The 24,548-nt window shown below is 72.1% G+C and carries 25 protein-coding genes; 19 read left to right on the forward strand and 6 right to left on the reverse strand.

Translation table 11 applies throughout. The features are described 5' to 3' along the window. The first annotated feature begins 62 nt into the window (after positions 1-62). From rhaS to ITJ55_RS15450, 7 genes are all read left to right on the forward strand, one after another. Positions 63-1,127 carry a rhamnose ABC transporter substrate-binding protein gene (gene rhaS, locus ITJ55_RS15420; RefSeq protein ID WP_194596195.1) on the forward strand — a complete coding sequence of 355 codons (1,065 nt, stop codon included), beginning with the start codon at positions 63-65 and terminating at the stop codon, positions 1,125-1,127. 114 nt (positions 1,128-1,241) lie between these two features. Next, positions 1,242-2,741 carry an L-fucose/L-arabinose isomerase family protein gene (locus ITJ55_RS15425; RefSeq protein WP_194596196.1) on the forward strand — a complete coding sequence of 500 codons (1,500 nt, stop codon included), beginning with the start codon at positions 1,242-1,244 and terminating at the stop codon, positions 2,739-2,741. A gap of 100 nt (positions 2,742-2,841) precedes the next feature. Then, positions 2,842-3,321: an L-rhamnose mutarotase gene (locus ITJ55_RS15430; RefSeq protein WP_194596197.1), complete on the forward strand. Its 480-nt coding sequence runs from the start codon at positions 2,842-2,844 to the stop codon at positions 3,319-3,321. Continuing rightward, positions 3,318-4,481 (forward strand): L-rhamnose isomerase, encoded by a 1,164-nt coding sequence (gene rhaI, locus ITJ55_RS15435; protein ID WP_194596198.1) that lies wholly within the window; start codon positions 3,318-3,320, stop codon positions 4,479-4,481. The genes ITJ55_RS15430 and rhaI overlap by 4 nt, the downstream gene beginning before the upstream one ends. Before the next feature lie 116 nt (positions 4,482-4,597). After that, positions 4,598-6,643, forward strand: a complete 2,046-nt coding sequence (locus ITJ55_RS15440; RefSeq protein WP_194596199.1) for a bifunctional aldolase/short-chain dehydrogenase — start codon at positions 4,598-4,600, stop codon at positions 6,641-6,643. Beyond that, positions 6,640-8,181, forward strand: a complete 1,542-nt coding sequence (locus ITJ55_RS15445) for a rhamnulokinase family protein (RefSeq protein ID WP_194596200.1) — start codon at positions 6,640-6,642, stop codon at positions 8,179-8,181. Before ITJ55_RS15440 ends, ITJ55_RS15445 begins: the two co-directional genes overlap by 4 nt. Before the next feature lie 4 nt (positions 8,182-8,185). Continuing rightward, complete coding sequence (locus ITJ55_RS15450; RefSeq protein WP_194596201.1) at positions 8,186-9,424, forward strand: alpha-hydroxy acid oxidase; 1,239 nt, start codon at positions 8,186-8,188, stop codon at positions 9,422-9,424. A 63-nt stretch (positions 9,425-9,487) separates the two neighbouring features. Here ITJ55_RS15450 and ITJ55_RS15455 read toward each other — a convergent pair whose 3' ends face one another. Genes ITJ55_RS15455 through ITJ55_RS15465 form a run of 3 tightly spaced genes read right to left on the reverse strand, consistent with a single transcriptional unit; the run spans position 9,488 to position 10,988 of the window. Then, the gene (locus tag ITJ55_RS15455; protein WP_194596202.1) at positions 9,488-9,823 is read right to left on the reverse strand and encodes a hypothetical protein; all 336 of its coding nucleotides are present in this window, start codon (positions 9,821-9,823) and stop codon (positions 9,488-9,490) included. After that, complete coding sequence (locus tag ITJ55_RS15460) at positions 9,820-10,452, reverse strand: Asp23/Gls24 family envelope stress response protein (protein WP_194596203.1); 633 nt, start codon at positions 10,450-10,452, stop codon at positions 9,820-9,822. The genes ITJ55_RS15455 and ITJ55_RS15460 overlap by 4 nt, the downstream gene beginning before the upstream one ends. Continuing rightward, the gene (locus ITJ55_RS15465; RefSeq protein ID WP_194596204.1) at positions 10,449-10,988 is read right to left on the reverse strand and encodes an RNA polymerase sigma factor; all 540 of its coding nucleotides are present in this window, start codon (positions 10,986-10,988) and stop codon (positions 10,449-10,451) included. Before ITJ55_RS15465 ends, ITJ55_RS15460 begins: the two co-directional genes overlap by 4 nt. Before the next feature lie 309 nt (positions 10,989-11,297). Here ITJ55_RS15465 and ITJ55_RS15470 point away from each other — a divergent pair, with 309 nt between their 5' ends. From ITJ55_RS15470 to opgC, 12 genes are all read left to right on the forward strand, one after another. Continuing rightward, a complete protein-coding gene (locus ITJ55_RS15470; protein ID WP_194596205.1) occupies positions 11,298-11,744 on the forward strand; it encodes an Asp23/Gls24 family envelope stress response protein in 447 nt (148 codons plus the stop codon). Further along, complete coding sequence (locus ITJ55_RS15475) at positions 11,741-11,929, forward strand: DUF2273 domain-containing protein (RefSeq protein WP_054144850.1); 189 nt, start codon at positions 11,741-11,743, stop codon at positions 11,927-11,929. The genes ITJ55_RS15470 and ITJ55_RS15475 overlap by 4 nt, the downstream gene beginning before the upstream one ends. Continuing rightward, positions 11,926-12,279 carry a hypothetical protein gene (locus tag ITJ55_RS15480; RefSeq protein ID WP_194596206.1) on the forward strand — a complete coding sequence of 118 codons (354 nt, stop codon included), beginning with the start codon at positions 11,926-11,928 and terminating at the stop codon, positions 12,277-12,279. The genes ITJ55_RS15475 and ITJ55_RS15480 overlap by 4 nt, the downstream gene beginning before the upstream one ends. Then, positions 12,276-12,854, forward strand: a complete 579-nt coding sequence (locus ITJ55_RS15485; protein WP_194596207.1) for a DUF6286 domain-containing protein — start codon at positions 12,276-12,278, stop codon at positions 12,852-12,854. Before ITJ55_RS15480 ends, ITJ55_RS15485 begins: the two co-directional genes overlap by 4 nt. Beyond that, positions 12,851-13,453 (forward strand): hypothetical protein, encoded by a 603-nt coding sequence (locus ITJ55_RS15490; RefSeq protein WP_194596208.1) that lies wholly within the window; start codon positions 12,851-12,853, stop codon positions 13,451-13,453. Before ITJ55_RS15485 ends, ITJ55_RS15490 begins: the two co-directional genes overlap by 4 nt. A gap of 97 nt (positions 13,454-13,550) precedes the next feature. After that, the gene (locus ITJ55_RS15495; protein WP_194596209.1) at positions 13,551-14,690 is read left to right on the forward strand and encodes an Asp23/Gls24 family envelope stress response protein; all 1,140 of its coding nucleotides are present in this window, start codon (positions 13,551-13,553) and stop codon (positions 14,688-14,690) included. A gap of 65 nt (positions 14,691-14,755) precedes the next feature. Next, complete coding sequence (locus ITJ55_RS15500) at positions 14,756-15,103, forward strand: hypothetical protein (RefSeq protein WP_370544200.1); 348 nt, start codon at positions 14,756-14,758, stop codon at positions 15,101-15,103. Between the two features lie 160 nt (positions 15,104-15,263). Next, complete coding sequence (locus ITJ55_RS15505) at positions 15,264-16,436, forward strand: GAF domain-containing SpoIIE family protein phosphatase (RefSeq protein ID WP_194596210.1); 1,173 nt, start codon at positions 15,264-15,266, stop codon at positions 16,434-16,436. Positions 16,437-16,465: 29 nt separating this feature from the next. Next, entirely contained in the window at positions 16,466-18,445 is a 1,980-nt protein-coding gene (locus ITJ55_RS15510; RefSeq protein ID WP_194596269.1) for a glycosyltransferase, read from the forward strand. After that, on the forward strand, positions 18,442-18,774 hold the full coding sequence (locus ITJ55_RS15515) for an STAS domain-containing protein (RefSeq protein WP_055977855.1): 333 nt from the start codon (positions 18,442-18,444) through the stop codon (positions 18,772-18,774). Before ITJ55_RS15510 ends, ITJ55_RS15515 begins: the two co-directional genes overlap by 4 nt. Beyond that, complete coding sequence (locus tag ITJ55_RS15520) at positions 18,767-19,186, forward strand: ATP-binding protein (RefSeq protein WP_194596211.1); 420 nt, start codon at positions 18,767-18,769, stop codon at positions 19,184-19,186. The genes ITJ55_RS15515 and ITJ55_RS15520 overlap by 8 nt, the downstream gene beginning before the upstream one ends. Further along, positions 19,174-21,717, forward strand: coding sequence for an OpgC domain-containing protein (gene opgC, locus ITJ55_RS15525; RefSeq protein WP_370544201.1), 2,544 nt, complete (start codon positions 19,174-19,176; stop codon positions 21,715-21,717). Before ITJ55_RS15520 ends, opgC begins: the two co-directional genes overlap by 13 nt. A gap of 268 nt (positions 21,718-21,985) precedes the next feature. Here the strand turns inward: opgC and ITJ55_RS15530 are convergent, their stop codons facing one another. Genes ITJ55_RS15530 through ITJ55_RS15540 form a run of 3 tightly spaced genes read right to left on the reverse strand, consistent with a single transcriptional unit; the run spans position 21,986 to position 24,420 of the window. Then, positions 21,986-22,702: a hypothetical protein gene (locus tag ITJ55_RS15530; protein ID WP_194596212.1), complete on the reverse strand. Its 717-nt coding sequence runs from the start codon at positions 22,700-22,702 to the stop codon at positions 21,986-21,988. After that, entirely contained in the window at positions 22,699-23,355 is a 657-nt protein-coding gene (locus ITJ55_RS15535) for a hypothetical protein (RefSeq protein ID WP_194596213.1), read from the reverse strand. Before ITJ55_RS15535 ends, ITJ55_RS15530 begins: the two co-directional genes overlap by 4 nt. 57 nt (positions 23,356-23,412) lie before the next feature. Beyond that, on the reverse strand, positions 23,413-24,420 hold the full coding sequence (locus tag ITJ55_RS15540) for a LacI family DNA-binding transcriptional regulator (RefSeq protein WP_194596271.1): 1,008 nt from the start codon (positions 24,418-24,420) through the stop codon (positions 23,413-23,415). Positions 24,421-24,548 lie beyond the last annotated feature (128 nt).

Genomic DNA, 24,548 nt, shown 5'->3' on the forward strand with positions numbered 1-24,548 from the left:
CGAACCCACCCGCACCACCACACCTCACCCGCACCGCCCCACCCACAGCAAAGGACAGAACGATGGAAATCCCCACCCACACCCGAGGCCGCGCCCTCCGGCGTGCCGCCGCCGCGGTCGCCGCCCTCGCGACCGTCACCCTCGTCGCCTCCGGCTGCGCCCTCACGGCGGCCAGCGACGACGCCAGCTCGGGCTCCGGCTCGGGCGGCACCGAGTCGATCGCCTTCGTGCCGAAGCAGCTCAACAACCCGTACACCGACGTCGTGCTCGGCGGCGGTGAGAAGGCGTCGAAGGCCATCGGCTACGACTACAGCGTCGTCGGCCCCCTCGAGGCCAGCGCCTCGTCTCAGGTCACGTTCCTCAACACGCTCACGCAGCAGGGCACGAACGTCATCGTCATCGCCGCGAACGACCCCGACGCGGTCGGCCCGGCCCTGAAAGAGGCGCGCGACGGCGGCGCGAAGATCGTCGCGTTCGACTCGGACACCAACCCCGACTACCGCGACGTGTTCGTCAGCCAGGTCGAGGCGAAGGACGTCGCGCTGATCCAGATCCGCCAGATGAGCGAGCAGATCGGCGGCCAGGGCGACATCGCGATCCTGTCGGCCACCGCGAACGCGACCAACCAGAACGAGTGGATCAAGTACATCCAGGAGGAGGTCGACACGAATCCCGACTACGCGGGGATCACCATCGTCTCGACCGTCTACGGCGACGACGACGACGCGAAGTCGTTCCAGGAGGCACAGGGCCTGCTCCAGGCCAACCCCGACCTCAAGGGCATCATCTCGCCCACCACGGTCGGCATCGCCGCGACGGCCCGCTACCTCTCGACCTCGGAGTACAAGGGCAAGGTCGCACTGACCGGGCTCGGCCTGCCGAACGAGATGCGAGAGTTCGTCAAGGACGGCACCGTCACCGCGTTCGCCCTGTGGGACCCGGCTCAGCTCGGAGAGGTCGCGGCCTACGCCGGCCAGGCCCTCGTCGACGGCACGATCACCGGTGCCGAGGGCGACACGTTCACCGCGGGCGACCTCGGCGAGCGCACGGTCGGCGCCGACGGCATCGTCATCGTCGGACCGCCGACGGAGTTCGACGTCGACAACATCGACGACTACGACTTCTAGTCGTTATCCGTGACCGGAGGCGACGGGGTCACCACCTGACCCGCCGCCTCCGGACACCCTCCCTCGACACCGGACCCGCGCCTCCTCGGCGCCGTCGCATCGGAGCGATCGCCCATGAGCACCACCGCCTCGCCGGTCGGCGACCTGTTGCCCCCCTTCCGCCGCCGTCGCACCCGCGTGGGTCTCGTCGCCGGAGGGCTCGGCACCTACTGGCCACAGTTCCCCGGGCTGCTGCCCCAGCTGCAGGAGTCCACCCGCTACGTCGTCGACCGCTTCGGCGGCCTCGACGCCGAGGTCGTCGACACCGGCTTCATCTCTGACGCCCAGGAGGCGCGGGTCGCGGCCGACACCCTGCGCACGGCCGACTGCGACCTCATCGTCGTCTTCCTGACCACCTACCTGACCTCGTCCATGGTCTTGCCGATCGCGCAGCGGGCCGGGGTGCCCGTGCTCGTGATCGACCTGCAGCCGAGCGAGAAGATGGACCACGACCGCTTCGACACGGGCCTGTGGCTCGCCTACTGCGGTCAGTGCCCGGTGCCCGAGGTGGCCAACGTCTTCACCCGTGCCGGCATCGAGTTCCGCTCGGTGACCGGACACCTGCGCAGCGAACGTGCCTGGGCGCGCATCGAGCGCTGGGTGCACGCCGCGGGCGTGCGGGCACGGCTGCGAGAGGCACGACACGGCCTGATGGGCCACCTGTACCCGGGCATGCTCGACGTCTCGACCGACCTGACCCTGCTCTCGACGCATTTCGGCTCGCACGTCGAGGTGCTCGAGTTCGACGACCTGCGCGTGCGGGTCGACGCCGTCACCGACGCCGAGGTGCGCGAGCGGGTCGGCCTGGCTCGCCAGGTGTTCGAGGTCGACGCCTCGGTCGACCAGGACGACTTCGACTGGGGCGCCCGCGTCTCGGTCGGGCTCGACCGGCTCGTGGCCGACTTCGACCTCGACTCGCTGGCGTACTACCACCGCGGCCTCGAAGGCGAGCAGCACGAGCGGCTCGGGGCCGGGATGATCCTCGGCGCGTCCCTGCTCAACGCCCGCGGGCTGCCGGCGGTGGGGGAGTACGAACTCCGCACGTCGGTCGCGATGCTCGCGGCGCAGGCGCTCGGGGCCGGTGGATCGTTCACCGAGATCCAGGCGATCAACTTCGACGACGACGTGGTCGAGATGGGGCACGACGGGCCCGCGCACCTGGCGATCTCGTCGTCGCGGCCGATCCTGCGTGGGCTCGGCGTGTTCCACGGCAAGCGCGGCTACGGGGTCAGCGTCGAGTTCGACGTGCAACCCGGCCCCGTGACGACGTTCGGCCTCGGGCAGGACCGGGACGGGGCGCTGTCCTTCATCACGAGCGAGGGTGAGGTCGTCCCCGGGCCCCTGCTCGCGATCGGCAACACGACCTCGCGCGTCGACTTCGGAGGCGATCCCGGCGAGTGGGTCGACCAGTGGTCACGGACCGGCATCGGGCACCACTGGGGGCTCTGCGTCGGCCACGTGGCACGTGATGTCGCGGCCGCCGCGTCTCTGCTCGGCATCGAGCACCGGCACGTCGCGGCGCCGTTCGACGACGCCGACGGCTTCGAGCGCAGCCTGGGCCGCGCGACGTCGTGAGCGGGCGAGCGGCCGGTCGCCGGATCGTCTTGCCGAGGGCCCGGACGCACGCTACGCTCGAGCTATTGAAACGATTCAACGACGAACCGGAGACCACCTGATGACCGCCCACGACCACGAGCGATACGCGTTCCGGCTGCAGGTCGCGCCCGACCGCCTCGACGAGTACGCCCGTCGTCACGCCGAGGTCTGGCCCGAGATGCTGCAGGCGCTCCACGACAGCGGCTGGCACGGCTACTCCCTCTTCGCCGCCCCCGACGGCCTGCTCGTCGGCTACGTCGAGGCCGCCTCCCTCGAGGCCGCCCAGACGGCGATGGCCCGGACCGAGGTCAACGCCCGCTGGCAGGCCTCGATGGCCGAGTTCTTCACCTCGCTCGACGGCACGCCCCCCGACGAGGGCTTCGAGCTGCTCACGCAGATCTTCAACCTGGAGGCGCAGCTCGGCCTCCCGGGCGGCGGCCGCCAGCCCGACCGCACGGGCCCCACGGCGGCGGCCCCCACGACCCCGGCTGCCACAGCCCCCACGACCACGGCGTCATCGACGACGACCGGCACCACGACAACGGGAGAAGCATCATGACCAACTTCGACGACATCGCCCCGACGCTCGAGCGCCAGGCCATCGAGCTGCCCAGCTGGGCCTTCGGCAACTCCGGCACGCGGTTCAAGGTGTTCGGCACGCCGGGCACGCCCCGCACGCCCGAGGAGAAGATCGCCGACGCGGCGCGCGTCCACGAGCACACCGGCCTGGCGCCGAGCGTGGCCCTGCACATCCCCTGGGACGAGGTCGACGACTTCGGCGCCCTCCGCTCGTACGCCGAGGGGCTCGGCGTCGCCCTCGGCACGGTGAACTCGAACACGTTCCAGGACGACGCGTACAAGTTCGGCAGCCTGGCCCACAGCGACGCGGCCGTGCGGCGCAAGGCGGTCGACCACCACCTCCGCTGCCTCGAGATCATGCACGAGACCGGCTCGCGCGACCTCAAGATCTGGCTCGCCGACGGCACCAACTACCCCGGGCAGGACTCGCTCCGCCAGCGCCAGGACCACCTCGCCGAATCGCTCGCCGAGATCTACGCCGGCCTCGGTGCCGAGCAGCGCCTCGTGCTCGAGTACAAGTTCTTCGAGCCGGCGTTATACCACACCGACGTCCCCGACTGGGGCACCAGCTACGCCCAGGTGAGCGCCCTCGGCGACCGCGCGCTGACCTGCCTCGACACCGGCCACCACGCCCCCGGCACGAACATCGAGTTCATCGTCATGCAGTTGCTGCGCCTCGGCAAGCTCGGCTCGTTCGACTTCAACTCGCGCTTCTACGCCGACGACGACCTGATCGTCGGGGCGGCCGACCCGTTCCAGCTGTTCCGCATCCTGTTCGAGGTCGTCGACGGCGGCGGGCTCGACGTGGGCTCGCCCGTGCAGTTCATGCTCGACCAGTGCCACAACGTCGAGGACAAGATCCCCGGCCAGATCCGCAGCGTGCTGAACGTGCAGGAGATGACGGCGCGCGCCCTGCTCGTCGACCGTCCGGCGCTCGACGCGGCTCGCGCCTCCCACGACGTGCTCGGCGCGAACGCCGTGCTCATGGACGCGTTCTACACCGACGTCCGCCCGGCGCTGGCCGACTGGCGCGAGGGCCGCGGCCTGCCGCGCGACCCGATGGCGGCGTACCTCGCGAGCGGCACGCCCGAGCGCCTGGCCGCCGAGCGCGTGGGCGGCAAGCAGCTCAGCTGGACCTGACCCGCGCCTCCTGACCCGCGCCTCCTGACAGGCGGCCCGCCCGGCCCGCACGCGACGACCCGACCCGCCCCTCCTGACCTCGACCCGCCCCTCCTGACCTCGAACGGACCCTCCTCGTGACCAGCACCACGACCAGCACCGCCGCCGACCTCGTCGCGCGCAGCAACCGCCTCGGCGCCGACCCGGCGAACACGAACTACGCCGGCGGCAACACCTCGGCCAAGGGCACCGCGACCGACCCGGCGACGGGCGAGCCGGTCGAGCTGCTCTGGGTCAAGGGCAGCGGGGGAGACCTGGGCACCCTCACCGAGCACGGCCTCGCCGTGCTGCGCCTCGACCGGCTGCGCGGCCTCGCGGGCGTCTACCGCGGCGTCGAGCACGAGGACGAGATGGTCGCCGCCTTCGACTACGCATTGCACGGCAAGGGAGGCGCGGCCCCGTCGATCGACACCGCCATGCACGGCCTCGTCGACGCGGCGCACGTCGACCACCTCCACCCCGACGCGGGCATCGCGATCGCGACCGCCGCCGACGGAGAACGACTCACGGCCGAGATCTTCGGCGGCGCTGTCGTCTGGGTGCCCTGGCGCCGACCGGGCTGGCAGCTCGGACTCGACATCGCCGCGATCAAGGCTGAGCACCCGGAGGCGCGCGGCACGATCCTGGGCGGGCACGGCATCACCGCATGGGGCGACACCAGCGAGGAGGCGGAGGCCGCCTCGCGCTGGATCATCGAGACCGCGCAGGCCTGGCTCGACGAGCACTCGCGGCCCGAGCCCTTCGGCCCGCCGCTGGCCGGCTACGCGGCCCTGCCCCTCGACGAGCGTCGCGCGAAGGCCGCGGCCCTCGCGCCCGTGATCCGCGGCATCGCGTCGCACGACCGGCCGCAGGTCGGCTCGTTCACCGACGGTGACGTCGTGCTCGACTTCCTCGCCGGCGCCGAGCACCCCCGGCTCGCGGCGCTCGGCACGAGCTGCCCCGACCACTTCCTCCGCACGAAGGTGCGGCCGCTGGTGCTCGACCTGCCGGCCGACGCGACCGTCGAGGAGTCGATCGCGCGCCTCCGTGAGCTGCACGAGCAGTACCGCCTCGACTACCAGGCCTACTACGACCGGCACGCGACCCCCGACAGCCCCGCCATCCGCGGGGCCGACCCGTTGATCGTGCTCGTGCCGGGCGTCGGCATGTTCTCGTACGGCGGCGACGCCCAGACGGCCCGCGTCGCCGGCGAGTTCTACGTCAACGCCATCAACGTGATGCGCGGCGCCGAGGGTGTCTCGAGCTACGCGCCCATCGACGAGGCCGAGAAGTTCCGCATCGAGTACTGGGCCCTCGAAGAGGCCAAGCTGCAGAGGCGGCCCGCGCCGAAGCCGCTCGCCACCCGCGTCGCGCTCGTCACCGGCGCCGCGTCGGGCATCGGCAAGGCCATCGCGACGCGCCTCGCGTCCGAGGGGGCCTGCGTCGTGATCGCCGACCTCGACCTCGCGAAGGCACAGGCCGCGGCGGCCGAGATCGGCGGCCGGGACGTGGCGCGCGGCGTCGCGGCCGACGTCAGCGACGAGGCCGCGGTCAAGGCGTCGATCGCCGAGGTCCTGCTCGCGTTCGGCGGGCTCGACCTCGTCGTCAACAACGCCGGTCTCAGCCTCTCGAAGTCGCTGTTCGACACCACCGAGGCCGACTGGGACCTGCAGCACGACGTGATGGCGAAGGGCTCGTTCCTCGTCGCGAAGAACGCGGCCCGGGTGCTCGTCGACCAGGGCCTCGGCGGCGACATCGTCTACATCTCGTCGAAGAACTCGGTCTTCGCGGGCCCGAACAACATCGCCTACAGCGCGACGAAGGCCGACCAGGCGCACCAGGTGCGGCTGCTCGCGGCCGAGCTCGGCGAGCACGGCATCCGCGTCAACGGCATCAACCCCGACGGCGTCGTGCGCGGCTCGGGCATCTTCGCCAGCGGCTGGGGCGCCAACCGCGCCGCGACCTACGGCGTCGACGAGAAGGACCTCGGCGCCTTCTACGCCCAGCGCACCATCCTCAAGCGCGAGGTCGTGCCCGAGAACGTCGCCGCCGCCGTCTACGCGATCTGCACGAGCGACTTCTCGCACACGACCGGGCTGCACGTTCCGGTCGACGCGGGCGTCGCCGCGGCCTTCCTGCGATGAACCCGGGCGGCTCGACCGGGGCGGGCGGCGGTGTGGTCGCGGCGGTCGACCTCGGGGCGACCAGCGGTCGCGTCGTGCTCGGGCACGTCGACCGCCACGGCGTGCGCCTGCAGCACGTTGCCCGGTTCGCGAACGAGCCGGTCACGCTGCCCGAGGGGCGGGGCGACGGCGAGGGCGCTGTCGAGAGCGCAGGAGGCGCGGGTCGCGTCGGCCTGCACTGGGACGTCCTGGGGCTCTGGCGGTCGGCCACCGCGGGGCTGGCCCAGGCCGTCCGTGACGAGCCGGGCGTGGCTTCGATCGGCGTGGACTCCTGGGCCGTGGACTACGGGCTGCTGCGTGACGGCCGCCTCCTCGGGGCCCCGCACCACTACCGCGACGAACGGTCGGCGGCGGGGGTCGAGGCGGTGCACGCCGTCGTGCCACCCGCGGAGCTCTTCGCCCGCACCGGCCTGCAGCACCTGCCGTTCAACACCGTGTTCCAGCTCGCCGCCGACCGTGCGGCGGGCGTCCTCGCCCCGGCAAACCGTGCCCTGCTCGTGCCCGATCTCTTCTCGTGGTGGCTCACCGGCGTCGCCGCGACCGAGCGCACCAACGCGTCGACGACGGGTCTGCTGTCGCCGGCGACGGGGGAGTGGGACGTCGAGCTGATGAGCCGGCTCGGGCTCACGCCCGAGCTGTTCGCACCACTCGTCGACCCGGGCGCCTCCCTCGGGCCCCTGCTGCCGTCGGTCGCCGCGGCGATCGGCGCCCCGGCCTCGCTCGGGGTCACGACGGTCGGCTCGCACGACACCGCCTCGGCCGTGGTCGCCGTGCCGCTCACGGGCGACGACGCTGCCTACGTGTCGAGCGGCACCTGGTCGCTCGTCGGCCTCGAGCTGCCGTCGCCGCTGCTCGGCGAGGACGTCCGCGCGGCCGGCTTCACCAACGAGGGCGGCGTCGACGGGCGGGTGCGGTTCCTCAAGAACGTGTCGGGCCTGTGGCTGCTGAGCGAGTCGATGCGTGCGTGGAGCCGTTCGGGCACCTCGGCCGCCGAGCGCAGCAGCGACCTCGCCTCCCTGCTCGCCGAGGCGGCGGCCGTGACCCGGCCCGTCGCCGTCTTCGACGCCACCGACGAGCGCTTCACCCCGCCGGGCGACATGCCCGCGCGCATCGAGGCGTGGTGCGTCGAACACGACGTCGAGCCGCCGCGGGGCCGCGCCGAGACCGTGCGCAGCATCCTCGAGTCGCTCGCGGCCGCGTACGCCGCGACGCTGCGTGACGCGGAGCGGCTCTCGGGCCGTGCCGTCCGCACCGTGCACGTCGTCGGGGGCGGCTCGCAGAACGAGCTGCTCTGCCAGCTGACCGCCGACCGCACGGGCTGCACCGTGCTGGCCGGGCCGGTCGAGGCCACGGCGCTCGGCAACGTCCTCGTCCAGGCGCGGGCCGCAGGGTTCGTGCGCGGGAGCCTCGAGTCCTTGCGCGCCTTGGTGCGTCACAGCTCATCCCCCGTCCGCTACGAGCCGCGGACCACCGCGGCCCCCACCTCGCAGAGAGGCTGAGACCATGGTCCAGCGTCAGTTCCCCAAGCCCGTCGAGCTGCTCGAGTACCTGAGCTTCAAGAAGCCCGAGCTCGACGGGCGCAAGCGCCGCCTCGAGGCCGCCCTGACGATCGAGGACCTGCGGGCGATCGCGAAGCGCCGCACGCCGAAGGCCGCGTTCGACTACACGGACGGCAGCGCGGAGGCGGAGATCTCGATCACGCGGGCCCGGCAGGCGTTCGAGGACGTCGAGTTCCATCCGGAGGTGCTGCGGGACGTGGCCGAGATCGACACGACGGCGACGGTGTTCGGGGCGACGTCGGCGATGCCGTTCGCGATCGCGCCGACCGGGTTCACCCGGCTCATGCAGACCGAGGGAGAGACGGCCGGCGCCTCGGCTGCGGCGGCGGCGGGCATCCCGTTCACCCTCTCGACGCTGGGGACGACGTCGATCGAGGACGTGAAGGCGGCCAACCCTCACGGGCGCAACTGGTTCCAGCTCTACGTCATGCGGCAGCGCGACATCTCGTACGGCCTCGTGGAGCGGGCGGCGGCCGCCGGGTACGAGACCCTCTTCTTCACGGTGGACACCCCGGTCGCGGGGGCGCGCCTCCGGGACAAGCGGAACGGGTTCTCGATCCCGCCGCAGCTGACGCTGGGGACGGTGCTCGACGCGTTGCCCCGACCGTGGTGGTGGTACGACTTCCTCACCACGAACAAGCTGGAGTTCGCGTCGTTGAGCGCCACCGGCGGGACGGTCGGCGATCTGCTCGACCTGGCGATGGACCCGACGATCAGCTTCGACGACCTGCGGATCATCCGCGAGATGTGGCCGGGCAAGCTGGCGGTGAAGGGCGTGCAGAGCATCGACGACGCGAAGAAGTTCGTGGATGCGGGCGTCGACGGCATCGTGCTCTCGAACCACGGCGGGCGGCAGCTCGACCGGGCGCCGATCCCCTTCCACCTCCTCCCGGAGGTGGTGCGCGAGGTCGGCGCGGACACGGACGTCCTCGTCGACACCGGCATCATGAACGGCGCCGACATCGTCGCGTCCGTCGCGCTCGGGGCCAAGACGACCCTGATCGGGCGGGCGTACCTCTACGGGCTCATGGCCGGCGGGCGGCAGGGCGTCGACCGCACGATCGAGATCCTCTCGGACCAGGTCGTGCGGACGATGAAGCTGCTCGGGGCGCACTCCCTCGACGAGCTCGAGCCGCGGCACGTGACGCAGCTGGAGCGCTTGCAGCCGCGCCCCCGAGCCTGAGGCTCGGAGCCGACGGGGAGTCGACCCCACCTCCAGGTCGCTCGCCGGCTCGGGCGACGCGGCTCAGCGGGGCGCGTCCACCAGCCGGGCCGACACCGACACGACGACGTCGTCGCGCGACAGGCCGGTCGACGCCAGGTGCTCGCGCAGGGTGTCGGCGGCCCGGGCCAGGGTCTCGGGCGTGGGGGTGTCGAGCGCGGTCGCGACGTGGGCCGTGACCGACACCGACGCCCCCGAGCGCTCGACCTCGACCAGGCCGGTCGAGCCCGCGAGGTCGAGTCCGGCGGCGACGACCCGCACCGCACCCTCGACGACGGGGTGCGCGTCGAACACGTCGACGACCCCGGCGACCCCGCGCAACAGGTCGGTCAGCTCTCGAGACAGCGCGTCGTCGCTCATCGGTCGTCCTCCCCGGCCACGAACACGTCGTCGACGAGGACGTCGACGCGCGTGACGGTCAGCCCGGTGTGCCGGGTGAGCGCCTCGGTGATCCGGGCGCGAAGCTCGTCCGCCACCGCCCCGAGGTCGAGGCCGAAGCGTGCGGCGGCCGTCACCCGGACGGCCACGTCTGCACCGGCGGTCGAGAGGTCGCCCTCGAAGCTCGTCGACCCGAGCACGACCCCCGGCTGGGCATCGCCCGCACGGCGCACGAGCCCCCGCGCGGCAGCTTCGGTGACGCTCAGCCGCACCCCGGCGTCGGGGTGGCTGATCGGGATCTCGCGTCCCCGGACGACCTCGCGCTTGATCGAGTCGAGCAGGCCGTCGATCCAGGCGCCGTCGCGGTCGGGCTGGCGGGCGGCCTCGTTCTCGAGGGAGGCGCGGGACAACTCGCGCACCCGGGCAAGCGACTGCAGGTAGAGGCGGCAGGCGGCCGAGCCCTCGATGGTCGCGTCGCGCGGCGTGCGGCCGGCGTCGAGGTAGTCGCTCAGGCGGTCGACGGAGACGCCGTCGACGGTGTCGTCCGGCGTGACGGTGCCGTCGGACTCGGGCTCGGGCGCGCCGAGTGGGAGGTGGTCGTCGGTGCTCATCGCCACGCCTCCATCTCGGTGATCAAGAACGTCCGGGCCCGCGCGATCTTGCCGCGGACCGTCGAGACGGGCAGGTCGAGGGCCTCCGCGATGTCGGCGTACGAGTAGTCGGCCGTCTCTCGCAACAGCCAACACCGTCGTTGGTCGAGGGGCAGCTTGTCGAGGGCGGCCCACATGGCGTCGAGCTGCAGTCGGGCCTCGACGACGCGCTCGGGCGTCTCGTGCCGGGGCGCCGACACCTCGAGCCGGTCGACGTCGTCGTGGTCCCGTCGGACCCGCAACCGGTCGACGGCCTTGTTGCTGACGATGCGCATCAACCAGTTGCGCACCCGCGACGGGTCGTCGAGGTCGGCCAGGCGCCTCCACGCCGTCAAGAACGCGTCCTGCACGACGTCGTCCGACTCGAGCTCCGAGCCCAGGAGGCGCGCGGCGTACACCCGCATCAGCGGTCCGTGCCGTCGCGCGATGACCTCGTACGCGTGCACGTCGCCGTCGCGGGCCCGGACGGCCAGGGTCGCGTCGGCCGCGACGAGCAAGGGGTCGGTGGGGTGGGCCTCGGAGGGCGGGACGGCGTCGGAGCGGGGATCGTCGGTGGGGATGACGACCTCCTCGGATCGGTTCGACGGCGTGCCGGGACGCGATCGTCCCTCGGTAAGTGACTACCACCCCACGGCGGGATCGGGGGACGTGATGGCCGATTAGTGAGTGCCCTCGGATCGTTCCCTGAAAGCTGGCTGACCCACCATGACATGTGGCGTGGCCGATGCGTCTGAATGATGTGTCCCGCTTCACGGGCACGCAGACACCGGTCGGGCTCGACCCCGGCCCCAGCGCAAGGAGAAACCATGAGCAACGTGACCCCCGCCACCAGCACCAGCACCGCTGCCGCGAAGAACACCCAGAGCGACGCCGCAGGCAAGAACACCATCGCCGAGGGCGTCGTCTCGAAGGTCGCCGGCATCGCGGCCCGCGAGGTGCGTGGCGTGCACGACCTGGGCAACGGTGCCGCTCGTGCCATCGGCGCGATCCGCAACGTGATCAACCAGCAGGACCGCGGCCAGGGCGTCTCGGTCGAGGTCGGCGAGAAGCAGGTCGCCGCCGACATCGTCATCGTCGCCGAGTACCCCGTCGAGCTCCAGAAGGTCGCGGACGACGTCCGCAAGTCGGTCACCGAGGCCATCTCGCAGGTCGTCGGCATGGAGGTCACCGAGGTCAACGTCACGATCTCGGACGTCTACATCCCCTCCGAGGACGACAACAAGGACGACGCCGACGACAGCCGCGTCAAGTGACCGCCACGACCACCGGCATGCTGGTCGGCGCCGTCCTGGCGCTGACCGCCCTGGCCTTCGGGTTCTGGGCCTTCGTGTTCGTCGCGATCGCCATGGCGATCGGTTTCGGCGTCGGCCGCGTCGTCGAGGGCAAGCTCGACATCCGCGGCCTCGCTGACGCTCTCCGCGGGCGGCGGTCGTCGTGACCGCGGCGGTGACGGCCGACCAGGCCCTCCACGGCCGGAACAAGATCACGTCACGTGCCGTGCGTCGGGTCGTCTCGGCCGTCACCGCGGAGGCCCTCGAGGTCTCCGCGTCGAAGGTGTCGGTCGAGCTGGCCGACCACGACGGCGCACTCAGCGTGATCGCCAAGACGCCCATCCGCGTCTCGCCCCTCGGGGTGGCCGAGCGTCGCTCGGGCACCCTCCTGGACCGTCTCACGACGGCCCAGACCACCATCCGTGAACGCGTGCTGCAGTTGACCGGGTCGAGCATCGACAAGGTCGACCTGCAGATCACGAGCGCCGACGTCCGAGAGAGGAAACGCGTCGCATGAGCACCGCATCGCTGTACAAGCGCATCGTGCGCCGCGAGACGCACTCGTCTCGAGCCGGCATCGCCATCACGCTCGCCGTGCTGCTGATCGTCGTCTTCGCGTGGATCGGCACCGAGTCGGTCCTCGAGGCCGTCGGCCAGGCGCCGTTGCTGCTCGCGCCGACCGACCTGGTCGCCGCGACGCTCGACGCCGCGAGCGCCCCCGTCGGGGCGTTGACCGCCGTCGCGGTCGTCGTCGCGCTGATCGGGCTCGTCCTGATCGTCGTGTCGCTCGCCCCCGGTCGCCGGGGTCGTCGTGGCGCGAAGGCCGACCGCACCGTGGCCGTGGTCGACGACCGGGTCATCGCCCGTTCGCTGGCCCGCACCGCGAGCTACGCCGGTGACGTCGACCCTTCGCAGGTCAGCGTCAGCGTCGGCAAGCGCAGCGCGCTGATCGAGGTGACCCGCACCTCCGGTCGTCAGACCGACGTCCGCAGCATCGACGAGGCGGTCCGCGACGAACTCGACGCCTACGACTTCAGCCCGGCCCTGCGTCACAAGGTCAAGCTGTCCGAGAAAGGAACGGTCGGAGCATGAACAACACCAACCGCGCTCTGAACCGCATCGTCGTCTTCGTCATCGGCCTCGTGCTGCTGCTCGCCGGTGGAGCGGTCGCCGTCGGCGCCCTGCGGCCCGACGTCCAGCAGACGGTCTCGCAGGCCGCCTCGGACGCCAAGGGCCCCGCGACGGACGCCCTCGACCAGCAACCGTGGATCCTCTGGGTCGCCGCGGTCGCCTGCCTCGTGCTGATCGTCCTGCTCGCCTGGTTCGCCCTGCGTCAGGGTCACGGCCAGACCGACACGCTGCTCACCGTCGGCGAGGGCTCGCGTGGTGACCAGACGACCGGTGGTCGCTTGGTGATCGACGCCAAGGTCGCCGAACAGGTCCTCGAGGAGGCGCTGGCCGCCACCCCGGGCATCGTCTCGGTGGACGTCACCGCCTTCGAGGTCAAGCGCCAGTCGGTCCTCCGGGTCACCGCGAACGCCCGTCGTGGCGTCTCGCCGACCGAGATCCGTCGCAGCATCGACCAGGCCGTCGCGCACTGGGACGGACTGCTCGGCACCGAGACCCCCGTCGTGATCCAGATCAACGGCGGTCTCCGCACCCAGATGTCGTCCGCGACCCGGCTCGACTGACGACCGTCGACACACCGCGCGGACGGCCCTCGCCCTCGACCGAGGACGGGGGCCGTCCGTCGCTCCACCCCACGCACCACGATGAAAGGCCGGTCTCATGAGCGAGTCCACCCACCACGTCACCCCCATCGACATCGACGCCGCGGCGTCCACCCAGGCCACCTCGCCCGAGGAGGTCCTCGAGCACACCATCGGCGTCACCGTCCTCGGCGTCTCGGGCGTCCACGCCCTCGGCACCACGACGCAGCGACTCGCGGGCGCCCTGCGCACCGCCATCGGCACCGGTTCGGTGCCCGGCGTCCGGGCCGGCACCACCGACGAGGGGCTGGTCGTCGACATCGCCGTCGTCGCCGAGTACCCCACGAACGTCACCACGCTCGCCGACACCGTCCGCACCCAGGTGCAGCACGCCGTCGGGCAGCTCGACGGCGAGGAGGTCACCGTCAACGTGACCGTCACCGATGTGCACGGCCCGTTCGACGCCGACGAGGACGCCGCCGACAAGGTGAACGCCGCGGCCGACAAGACCAAGCAGGCCGTCTCGGACGCCGGCGAGAAGGTCGGAGCCGCCGCCTCGGCCGCGGGCGACCGCGCCAAGGAGGCCGGCGAGAAGACGAAGGCCGCCGCCGGCGAGGCGCGCGACCGCGCCGGAGCCGCCGCGAGCGACCTGTCCGACAAGGCCCGCGCCGCGGCGGACGACCTGTCCGACAAGGCCCGCGAGCTGGGCGACAAGGCCGGCGAGGTGGCCGATCAGGCCAAGACCACCGCGGCCGAGGTCGGCGACAGGGCTGCCGACAAGGCCGACGACGTGGCCGACAAGGCGCGCGACGTGGCCGACCAGGCGAAGGAGGCCGCCTCGGACGCCCGCGACTCGGCGGCCGACACGAGCGCCGACGCCCGCGAGAAGACCGCCGACGCCACGGACGCCGCCCTCGACAAGACGTCCGACGTGGTCGCCGGTGCCCGCGAGAAGGCTGCCGACGCGGTCGACGGCGTGGCCGACGCGGTGGACGAGAACCGCGCCTCCGGGGACGACGAGAACCGCGCCTCCCACGACGACGAGAACCGCGCCTCCGAGGGTGACGCTACGCGCGCCTCCGACGGTGGTGCCCACGACGCCGACGGCGCCGACGTGGTCGTCACGGTCGACGGCGGCACCGTGACCGTCGAGGTCGACTCCGACAGCGACGCACACGTCGTGGTCGACGGCGACGACGCCTCGACGACGGAGAAGTGATGTTCGGCCGACGCACCACGACGAGGACGAGGCGACCGCGACCCCGCGCCGTCTGGGCCGCCCTGGTGACCTCGGTCGTGATCTGCCTGCTGATCGTCGTCGGCGTGCTGCTGCCGGTCCTCACGCTGATCGGCGCGGCCGACGGCGGCACGGCCGGAGCCCTCGACGTGCCCGTCGGCTCGATCGCCGCCGCGATCGCGATCGGCTACGTGCTGGCGCTGCTGTTGCTGCTGCTGATCGTCAAGGTGCGCAACGGCGCCCTCGCCTGGGTGCTCGGCGTGGCCGCGGTGATCTCGACGCTGGTCGTGTCGCTGTGGCCCCTCGTCGCCGTCGCGATCGCCGGCGTCGACCAGGTGCAGGACGTCATCCCGTTCATCCAGGACCTCATCGCCAGGTTCTGGCCGGGCAACTGACGCGACCCACTCGAGGAGGCGCGGTGCCGGGCGACCAGCACCGCGCCTCCTTCGTGCTGTCCCCCTTTTGGTGGTCATGACCAGAGGCGGCGTCTGTGGCATCGTTGATGCGTTCGGAAAAGGCGCGTCCCCACCAGGCGGGTCGTGCGAGGGGAGCCGTGTGGTCAGGGACGAATCCCGCGAGGGACGGCGTCAACGGGCGGTCGAGAGCCTCGGCATCGTCGAGTCCGGCCACGAGGACCGACTCGACCGCGTGGCCCGCGTCGCCCGATCCGTCTTCGGCGTGCCGCTGTCGTCCGTCACCGTCATGGACCACGAGCGCGCGCTCTTCGTCGGCCGGGCCGGCTTCGACGACCCCGAGTCCGGTCGCTCCGACACGCCCTGCAGCCTGGTGACCGACACGGGCGAGGTCATCACGACCGACGACGCGCGGATCGACCCCCGCTTCGCCGACCTCGGCGCCTTCAACGACAACGGGCTCGGCTTCTACGTGGGGCACCCGTTGCGCGACGGTTCGGGCAACGTCGTCGGCTCGTTCTGCCTGATGGACGCCGAGCCACGCCAGCTGACGAGCGACGAGATGGTCGAGTTCCGCGACCTGGCCGCGTGGGCGCAGGCCGAGCTGTTGGCCGACGCCGAGGAGTCGGCCGCCCGGGCGACCCAGCAGGCCCTGTTGCCCGACGGGCCCCTCGTCGTCGACGACGTGCGCGTCGAGGGGGTCTGCCTGCCGTCGCTCAGCGTCGGCGGGGACTACTTCGACTACGGGCTCATCGGCCGGTTCGTGCACGTGGCGGTCGGCGACGTGATGGGCAAGGGCGTCGGGGCCGCGATCATCGGCTCGTCGGTCCGCGCCGCCTGCCGCGCGGCCTCGCCCCACGTTGCCGCGGGTCGCGAGCTCGGTCTGGCGGTGGACCGCATCGAGCGGGCCGTGCAGCGTGACCTCCAGCGCACGAGTTCGTTCGTCACGTACTTCCACGCCGTCTTCGACCTCGACACGGGCGAGCTCTCGTACGTCGACGCCGGCGCCGGCCTGTCGCTCGTCGTCCGCTCCGACGGCACCGTCCAGCACCTCGCCGGCACGGGCCTGCCGCTCGGCCTCGACGACCAGGAGCACGTCACCGAGACCACCCGGCTCGAGCCGGGCGACCGCCTGATCGTGATGAGCGACGGCGTGCTCGACGTGCTCGACGACGACCTCGACTGGGCGCTCGAGGTCGGACGCCTCGCGACCCGCACCGACGGCCCCGGGCTGCTCGACTCCGTCGCCGCCCTGACGCACCGCCGGTTGTCGCGCGACGACGTGACCGTCGTCGTGATGGAACGGCACGCGTGACGGTCACCCTCGGTCGTCGCGACCAGCGGTTGCTCGACCGCACGACCCCGGGTCGACGCCTCGTCGCCGTCCGGGTCGTCGTGCTGCTGGCGTCGCTGGCGGGCCTGAACTACATCGTGTGGCGCTGGGCCGCGTCGGTGAACTGGTCGTCGTGGTGGATCGCCGTGCCGCTGATCCTCGCCGAGACCTACAGCGTCGTCGACTCGCTGCTCTTCGGCCTCGGCGCCTGGCGGCTGCGCGAGCGCGGCGAACCGCCGACCGCCCCCGACCCCGACGACCCCGAGACCCGGGTCACGGTCGACGTCTTCGTCACGACGTACGACGAGCCGGTCGACCTCGTGATGCGCACGGCCCTCGCGGCGCAGCGCATCGGCTACCCGCACGCGACGTGGATCCTCGACGACGGCGGTCGGGCCGAGATCCGCGCCGCCGGTGAGGCCGCCGGCATCGGCGTCATCACCCGTTCGGACGACTGGGCCGACCGTCCCCGGCACGCCAAGGCGGGCAACCTCAACAACGCGCTGCTGGCGACCGAGGGCGAGTTCCTGCTGATCCTCGACGCCGACCAGGTGCCGGCCCCCGAGATCCTGCACCGCACCCTCGGCTACTTCAAGGACGAGCGGACGGCGCTCGTGCAGACGCCGCAGTGGTTCGAGAACGTGCCCGAGTCGGACCCCCTGGGCAGCCAGGCGCCCCTGTTCTACGGGCCGATCCAGCAGTCGAAGGACGGCTGGAACAGCGCGTTCTTCTGCGGCTCGAACGCCGTCCTCCGTCGGGAGGCGCTGATGCAGTTGGGCGTCGCGCGGTACGTCACCGAGGTCGAGGCGGCCGTCCGTCGTGCCGTCCGCACCTCGCGCAAGCTGTTGGCCCGGGCCCGCGAGGAGGCCGTGGGTCAGCCCCGCGTGCTCGAGGCCCTGGACGACGCCGAGACCGTCGTCGAGCGGGCCAGGGCCGAGTTCGCGTCCGGCGAGTCGATCGGCGACGTCACCTACCGGTTCCAGCGCGGCATCGACACCATCGCCTTCCGCTTCGCCGACGCCGACCTCGCCGCCATGAAGGGCGACCTCGCCGAGCTCGCCGCGATGCAGCTCGGCCCCGACACGTTCGACGCCCTCGACGAGGCCGCGCTCGACCTGCTCGCCCAGCGGTCGTCCTCGCCGCTCGCCGCCATCGAGTCGATCTCGCTGCTCGTCGGCGCACTCGACGTCGACCGCGGCGGCGAGGCCCAGGCGATCATGCCGCTCGCCACGATCTCGGTCACCGAGGACATGGCGACGGCGATGCGGTTGCACGGGCTCGGCTGGAAGTCGGCGTACCACGACGAGATCCTCGCGGTCGGGCTCGCCCCCGAAGACCTGTCGACGATGATGACGCAGCGTCTGCGCTGGGCCCAGGGGACCATGCAGGTGTTCTTCCGCGAGAACCCCCTCGTGCAGAAGGGGCTGTCGTGGGGGCAGCGCCTCATGTACTTCTCGACCATGTGGAGCTACCTCTCGGGCTTCGCCGCCGTGGTCTACATCGCCGCGCCGGTGCTGTGCCTCTCGTTCGGCGTCGTGCCCGTCCAGGCGTACAGCGTCGACTTCTTCGCGCGCCTGATCCCCTTCCTGGTGCTCAACCAGCTGCTGTTCTGGGTGGTGGCCGCAGGACGGCCGACCTGGCGCGGCCAGCAGTACTCGCTCGCGCTCTTCCCGGTGTGGATCGCCTCGGTGACGACGGCGTTCCAGAACGTGTACCGCGGCCGGGCGCTCGGCTTCTCGGTGACCCCCAAGACCCGGCAGGCGGCCACCGGCCCCCGCTGGGACCTCGTGCGACCCCAGATCTGGGCGGTGGCGTGCCTCGTGGCCGCCCTCGTGCTCGTGGGCGTCCGCTACGCGACCGGGCAGGCCGAGGGCGTCGCGCCGCTCGTCAACATCGCCTGGGTGCTCTTCGACCTGGTGATCTTCAGCATCATCGTCCGGGCCGTCCTCTATCCGGGGCCCCCGGCACCCCACGACAAGGAGCCATCATGATGACCGTCACCGTCGAGGCCGTCGAGGGCGGCTGCGTCCTCTCCCCACAGGGCAGGCTCACCGTCGTCTCGACACCCCAGCTGCGAGACGAGGTGGCGGCCCGTCTCGCGGCCGGCGACCGGCTGATCGTCGTCGACCTGTCGGGCACGACCTTCGTCGACTCGTCCGGCCTCGGCGCCCTCGTGTCGTGCCTCAAGTCGGCGCGCCAGGCCGGGGGAGACCTGCGGCTCGTGGCCCCCACCGAGCAGGTCTCGATGGTGCTGCGCCTGACCAACCTCGACCGCATCCTCAAGCCCCGCGCCTCGGTCGCGGCCGCCCTCGATGACTGAGCGGCCCGGCTCCGTCGTCATCGACGTGGCCGTCGAACCCGAGAGCATCGACCTGGTGCAGAACGCGTTCGAGACGTGGTGGACGTCGCTCGGCGACGACTCGCTCGAGACCCGCTTCTCGTTCGAGACCGCCATCGTCGAGATCGCGGCCAACGTCGTCGAGCACTCGCGTCGCTCCGACGCCGACCACGGTCGCCGGTTCACCCTCGAGCTCTCGGCGACCGACGACCGCCTGACCGCCGTCTTCCACGACAACGGCATGCCGAGCGAGATCGACCTCAGCGCCGTCTCGATGGCCGACCTCGAGGACGAGGACGGCCGCGGGCTGGCCCTGGCGCTGCTCAGCCTCGAGAGCCTCGACTACGAGCACGTGGACGGCAAGAACGTGTGGACGCTCGTGTGCCGACGCTGAACCACCCGGTGGTGCGGCCGGGCCGACGGCTCTCCCGTCGGGTCGGCGCCGTCCTGCTGGCGGTCGCGGCCCTGCTGCCGGTGACGCTGGGGCCGGCGGTGGCCGGGGACGCGACGAGCGCGTCCGCCGCAGCCGCGCCTCCTGAACCGGCGGGCGCCTGGTTCGGGCCCGACCTCGACTGGGGCTCCGACGGCCCCGACGGCTACGCCGGACGACTCGGCGCCACGCCGTCGCTGTACGGCGTCAACGTCGACTACCCGCTCGACGGCCGGGCCGCCGACGAATGGCGACGCTCGGCGCGGGCCGCCGCCGCCCAGGGTGCCGTGCTCGTCGTCAGCCTCGAGCCGACCGGCCGGTTGTCCGACCTCGACGACGCCGACGCCCGCCGGGCCGACGAGCTGCTGACCGAGATCGAGCAGCAGTACGGCACGCTGCAGCTCGTGCGCTTCGCCCCCGAGATGAACGGCAACTGGCAGCGTTGGGGGCAGCAGCCCACGGCGTTCGTCGGGGCGTTCCGCGAGTTGGCCGACGTCGTGCACGCCGGCGACTCGCAGGCGCGCATGGTGTGGGCTCCGTCGTACGGCGCGGGCTACCCGTTCTCGGACGCCGACGGCCGGTTGCCCGAGACGCCGGCCGGCGACGTCGGCCTGCTCGACACGAACGACGACGGGCGGGTGACCGAGGGCGACGACCCGTACGGCCCCTACTACCCGGGTGACGACGCGGTCGACTGGGTCGGCCAGTCGATGTTCTACTTCGCCAAGGGCAGTGCCTCGACGGCCGCCGGCACGTCGGTGCCGCTGGTCGAGAACCAGGCCCCGGCCGCCGGCGAGGTCGAGGGGCGCTTCGACGAGACCTGGGGCTACGCCGAGGCGCAGGCGTCGTCGTTCTACGAACGGTTCGCCGAGGGGCGTGACCGCCCGATGCTGCTCGACACCGGCGCCCTCTACGCCCACGAGCTCGAGGGCGCCGCCGAGCTCGACGTCAAGCAGGGCTGGTGGCGCCAGGTGCTGGCCGCCCTGCCCGCCCACGATCGCATCGCCGGCGTCACCTGGCTCGAGGTCGAGCGTGACGAGGCCGAGGCGGGCGGCCGGCCCGTCGACTGGCGGGCCACGGCCGAGCCGGGCATCGCGGGGTCGCTGCGCACCGACCTGCAGGGCAGCGACCGCATCGACCTCGGCCCGGTCACCGACCGGGTCACCTCGACCGACGGCGACGCCGCCACCGTCCAGGTGCGCGACGGCGGCGGCGACGAGATGGGCTGGATCGTGGCCTGCGCCGGGGCCCTCGCCCTGGCCTTCCTGGTGAGCGGACTCGTCGGCCGGCTGCTGCCCCGCTGGCGCTACCCCGACGACGGTTCGCCGGCGCGCGACCTGCGCATCGACCTCTTCCGCGGGTTCATCATCCTGGCGGTCGTCATCACGCACATCGAGGTCGCGGGGCCGTTCTCGTTCGTCACGCTCAAGGCCGTCGGGGCGATCACGGGGGCCGAGATGTTCGTGTTCCTCAGCGGCATCGTGCTCGGCATGGTCTACCCGCTGGGCATCAAGAAGTACGGCGAGAAGGCCGCGGCGATCGGCGCGTTCGTCCGGGCCCGCAAGCAGTACGTCGTGACGCTCGCCGTCATCCTGATCGTCTTCGCGCTCAGCTTCGTGCCGTTCCTGGCGACGGACGCGATCACGACCTTCACCGACCGCGGCACCGGGTCGACGGGCACCTCGGCCGAGGGGCGCGTCTACGACCTCTACCCGAACGCCGACCGCCTGCTCGACTACCCGCCGCCGTGGTACGCCGTCCGGCAGTTCCTGCTGCTCGAGATGGGGCCGTGGCCGTTCAACATCATGGGGCTGTTCGTCGTGCTCAGCCTGACCATCCCGGCGCTCATGTGGGCGATCAAGCGGCGCGCCTGGTGGGCCGTGCTGCTGGTCAGCTGGGCCGTCTACCTGGTCGGCGTGGCCTTCCCCGACGTGCACCTGTTCCCGTCGCAGTTCGAGGCGGTCTTCCCGTTGTTCGCCTGGCAGGTGCTCTTCACCCACGGCCTCGTCATCGGCTGGTACCGGCGGCAGATCGTGCGGGCGCTGACCACCCGTCTCGGCAAGGTGCTGGTCGGCGTCGGGGTCGTCGGCTACGCGGGGTTCCTCGCGCTGATCTGGGCCGGGCACGCCTATGGCTTCAGCCCCGGACCGATCCCGTCGGGCCTCTACGACACGCTCTACGCGACCGGCTACCAGCGGGTCGACATGCAGTGGGGCCGGCTCGTCGACGTCGCCCTCGTGGTCGTCTGCGTCTACTCGGTGCTCACGGTGTTCTGGGTGCCGCTGTCGAAGGCGTTCGGCTGGCTGTACGTGCCCCTCGGCCAGGCGAGCCTCTACGTGTTCATCTGGCAGGTGTTCTTCGTGCTCGCCGTCGCATCGATCCCGGGGCTCGACCGGTCGAGCGTGCTCGTCGGCACGGTTGTCCACGCCGCGTCGGTGCTGCTGCTCTGGGTGATGGTCAAGAAGAAGTTCCTGTTCTCGGTCGTGCCGCGCTGAGTCGCGGCGCTGCCCGGGCCTGACGGCCTCGAGGACGCAGGAGGCGCGGGTCGCGTGACCCGCGCCTCCTGCGTTCTCGCTCTTCTCGCAGGACACCCAAACGGCTGAGGCGGACCGCTCCGAAGACATGCCCGGGTGCCGCCTAGGGTGCCCCGTGCCCGACCGAGTCGTGGCACGCCGTTAGCGGCCCGAACCGCTGGCACCGTCGGGAGCCCGAACTCCCGTCACGGGGCTCTGGTGTCAAGGGCGACACCGGGGTCTGCGGGGGCTAGGCGAAGGCGAGTCTGAGGCGCTCCACCACGATCGGGTCGACGTCGGCGACGCGGCAGACGAGAGGGTCGCGCTCGATCAGGCTCAAGGCGGCGCGGATGCGGCGCCGCTCGGTGTCGGTGACGTCCGTCGCCACTCGATCACGCCGTGAGACGAGCGAGCCGAGGGTGGCGATGTCGACGAGGTGTCTCGTGTGGTCGTCGCCCGGGATCTCGACGGCCGCGGCCTTGGCGAGGAGCGCGCCCTGCAGGGTCGGCCTCGAGACGACGCCTTCGCTTCCGTTCACCCGGACTTCGACGGGGCGAGCGCGGTCGAGGGCTCCCTGCGCGCCCGGAGCCGCGATGGTCGTGCCGCCTCCGACCCCACGGCGCGACGACGCCCGCTCGCCGAGGAAGCGCGGGACGAGGACGTCGATCTGAGCCTGGCCCCGCACCCAGCGGTGTTGGTGGCCCTCGAAGCTCTCGCCGTCCGCGACGAACCCGCAGTCTCTCAGCAGCGTCGTGAACCGCAGCAGCATCGTCGGATGGGCGCGGACGTCGAGCACCGTGTCCGCGTCGTTCGTCGCGCGGTTGGGCGCCGCTTCGCGCTCCCAGCAGTGGGACTGGACCATCTGGCCCCCGACGAGTGCCCAGCCGGTCGGTAGACGGGCGTACAGCTCGAAGAGGGCGTGCCACGCCTCGGCCTGGGCGGAGCGGAGCACGGGGGCGACGATCATCGCGCGCCCTCGCGGACCAGCGCGTCGGCCGCGGCTCGTTCTCGGGGGCCGTCGCTCGTCGCGAGGTCGGCGATCAGTCCGCCGAGAGTGAGGGGCCGGGGGGCGTCCTCGTCGTGGACCCTCAGCAGGACGTTCGGCCGGCGTGAGGGAACGAGCAGATACTCGTGGATCAGGGCGTCGAGGTCGACCGCGGACACGTGTGCCTCGAGTCGGCCGCCGACGCTCATGCCCGACCGGTCGTCGCTGCTGCCGCCGGGTGTGAGTCGGTCGTCCAGACGCAGATCTGGTAGGTCGTCAGCCGGCGCCTCGAACCCCAGGGGCAGGGGGTACGCGGTTCGCAGCCAGAGCGCGAGCCTCTCGGACGGCTTCGTCCCCCGCCGGAGTTCGTCGACCCGAGCGATCGTGCGGCCCCGCTCGCTGGGAGAGAGTCCGACAGCCCAGTCGGGCGTGTCGGACAGCCGCGCGACGAGGGCATCCGCCGACCGCCGCGAGAGAGGTCGACCGGGAACGTGACGATGGGGAACGGCGTCGTCGATCAGCCATCGTCCGCCGACCCACCGGGCGTCGAGCTGACCGGCCGCGGCGGCCGCCTGGGCGCGCCGGGTCGAGATATCGTGATGCCTCGCGTACTCGGATGCGCTCAGTTCGGCCATGATGACCACAACCATACGCGATCGCGAATGTTTGTGGTAGTCCTCATCGCGGCCTCCTCACCCGCCCGGCGGCCCCGTCGTCCCGCGCACCACGAGCCGCGTCGGCAGCTGCACCTCGGGGGCGGTCGGCGTCCCGCCTTCGAGCATCGTGAAGAGCATGCCCGCGGCGGCGCTGCCGAGTCGCTGCATGGGCTGCTGCACGGTCGTCAGCGGGGGCGACTCGCGCGAGGCCTCGGGGATGTCGTCGAAGCCGACGATGCTGAGGTCGTCGGGCACGCGCAGGCCGAGGTCGAGGGCGGTGCGCAGCAGGGCGATGGCCGAGAGGTCGTTGGCGGCGAAGACCGCGGTCGGCCGGTCGGCGCTGGTCAGCAGCGACCGGGCGGCCTGGCGCGAGGCCGTCAGCTCGAAGTCGCCGTTGCGGGTCAGGCCCGGGTCGCGCGTGATGCCGCCTGCCCGCAGGGCCTGGACGTAGCCCGCCTCGCGCAACGACGCCGAGCGCAGGTCGGGCCGGCCGGCCAAGAACCCGATGCGCCGGTGGCCCAGGCCGATCAGGTGCTCGACCGCGAGCAGGGCGCCGCCCCGGCTGTCGGCCTCGACCGAGGGTAGGTCGGTGCGCCCGGTGTGCGGGTCGACGGCCACCACCGGGATGCTGACCGTCGTGGTCAGCACCGACGGGGTGACGAGGATCGCCCCGTCGATCAGGGTGCCGCTCAGGCGGCTGAGCGAGCGACGCTCCCACCCGGTGTTCTCGCCGCGGTGCGCCCCGCTGTAGGCGAGCAGGTCGTACTCGGCGCCCCGCGAGCGGACGGCGGCGCCGACGCCCTTGAGCACCTCCGAGCTGAACGGCTCGAAGTCGGCCACGAGGACGCCGATCACGCCCGTGCGCCGCGCCCGCATGCTGCTGGCGACGAGGCTCGACTCGTAGCCGAGCTCGTCGACGGCGGCCATCACCCGCTCGACCGCCTGCGCCGAGACGCCGTACCGGCCGTTGACCGCCTTCGACACGGTCGCGACCGAGACCCCGGCCGCCCGTGCCACGTCGTGGATCGTCACCCGAGGCGTCATCACGTCGGCAGCCTAGCGCCGACCGAAATGGTTTTCGAAAACGTTTGACACCCGCCCGGCGTTTTTTCACACTGACTTCACGCCGCGCATCGGAGCGCGGCACGCTCGGTCGACCACGGCCGCTCAAC

This window comes from Frigoribacterium sp. VKM Ac-1396, assembly GCF_015350895.1.
Lineage (GTDB): Bacteria > Actinomycetota > Actinomycetes > Actinomycetales > Microbacteriaceae > Frigoribacterium.